At 72.0% G+C, this 1,707-nt stretch carries 2 protein-coding genes; both read left to right on the top strand.

All coding sequences use genetic code 11. From position 1 onward, the window contains the following. On the top strand, positions 1 to 819 hold an 819-nt coding region (locus HLB09_RS16685; RefSeq protein WP_171204420.1), incomplete at its 5' end, for a dipeptidase. Beyond that, positions 816 to 1,707, top strand: an 892-nt coding sequence (locus tag HLB09_RS16680; RefSeq protein WP_171204419.1) for an ABC transporter substrate-binding protein, incomplete at its 3' end; no start/stop codon positions are given. The genes HLB09_RS16685 and HLB09_RS16680, both read left to right, overlap by 4 nt.

The following is a 1,707-nucleotide window of genomic DNA, read 5'->3' as shown; positions in this document are numbered from 1 at the left end:
ATGGCCGACCTGGCGCACCAGGACTTCGTCGTCAAGGGCGAGACCCTCGCCGACATCGAGGAGGCCCACGCGACCGGCCGGATCGCGCACGTCTTCGCCCTCGAGGCGGCGACGATGATCGAGAACGAGGTCGACCGGCTCGACGTCCTCTACGGCTTCGGCGTCCGGCAGATGGGCATCGCCTACTCCGAGGCCAACACGCTCGGCAGCGGGCTCAAGGAGCGCGGCGACGGCGGCCTCACGTACTTCGGCGACCGCGCCGTCGACCGCATGAACAAGCTCGGCATCGCCATCGACGTCTCCCACTCCGGCGACCGCACGAGCCTCGACACCATCGAGCGCTCCCGCGTCCCCGTCTTCATCACCCACGCCGGGGCCCGCAGCGTGTGGCCGACCAACCGCATGAAGCCCGACGAGGTCATCCGCGCGTGCGCCGAGCGGGGCGGCGTCATCGGCATCGAGGCGGCGCCGCACACGACGCTGTCCGAGGCGCACCCGCGCCACAGCCTCGAGTCGGTCATGGACCACTTCACCTACTGCGTGGACCTCGTCGGCATCGACCACGTGAGCTTCGGCCCGGACACCCTCTTCGGCGACCACGTCGGCCTGCACGACGCCTTCACCGCCAACCTCTCCATCAGCCAGGCGCACGGCCACGTCGACCACCCGCGCGTGGAGTACGTCGACGGGCTCGAGAACCCGGCCGAGGGCATGGGCAACATCATCGGCTGGCTGGTCCAGCACGGGTACTCCGACGACGAGGTCCGCAAGGTCGTCGGCGGCAACACCCTGCGCGTCCTCGAGCAGGTGTGGGCGTGAGCCGCGGATCGCGGGCGGCCGCGGCGGTCGTCGCCGCCGCCGCGCTCGCCCTCACCGCGTGCGCCCCGAGCGCCCCCGAGGACGAGGCGTCGGGCGAGGGCGGCGCCACCGGCTCCGGCGTCGGCCCGCTGGTCGTCGCCACGACGACCGACGTCGTCAACTTCAACCCCCTCATCGGCAACAGCCGCACGGACTCGTGGGTGACCGACCTCATGTACCCGCGGCTGCTCCACATCGACGAGGACGGGGAGAAGGAGGCGGCGCTCGCCACCGACTGGGGCTACTCCGACGACCTGACGGGCTACTTCGAGATCCGCGACGACATGTCGTGGAGCGACGGCGAGCCGATCACGGCCGAGGACGTCGCCTGGACGCTGCAGAGCGTCCTCGACGACCAGCCCGCCGGCACGCTGCTCGGGCAGATGGGCGCCGTCGAGTCCGTCGAGGCCGTCAGCGACACCCGCGTCGAGCTGCACCTGTCGGAGCCGGACGCCGTCGTCGTGCCCGAGGTCGGGTTCTGGGCGGTCGTCGTGCCGCAGCACGTCTTCGAGCCCGAGGGCAGCCTCGCCGACTTCGCCAACGACGCCCCGCAGGCCGACGGCTCCTGGGTCAGCGCCGGCCCGTACGCCCTCACCGAGGTCCAGCGCGGGCAGAGCTACACGATGGAGCGGGTCGAGGACTACCCGCTGGCCGACGACGGCGCCCCGAACGCCTCGGAGGTCGTCTTCCGCGTGTACCCGGACGTCAACACCGAGCTCCTGGCGCTCGAGAGCGGCGAGGTCGACCTCGTGGCCAACGCGCTGCCGCCCTCGCAGGTCGAGCGGCTGCGGTCCGCGGACGGCATCGAGGTCGCCGAGGTGCCCGGGCTGGGCTACGCCCACCTCGTCT

It is taken from the genome of Pseudokineococcus marinus (genome assembly GCF_013004605.1).
Lineage (GTDB): Bacteria > Actinomycetota > Actinomycetes > Actinomycetales > Quadrisphaeraceae > Pseudokineococcus > Pseudokineococcus marinus.
The sequence above is the reverse complement of the archived record's forward strand: the minus strand, read 5'-3'. Positions and strand labels throughout refer to the sequence as shown.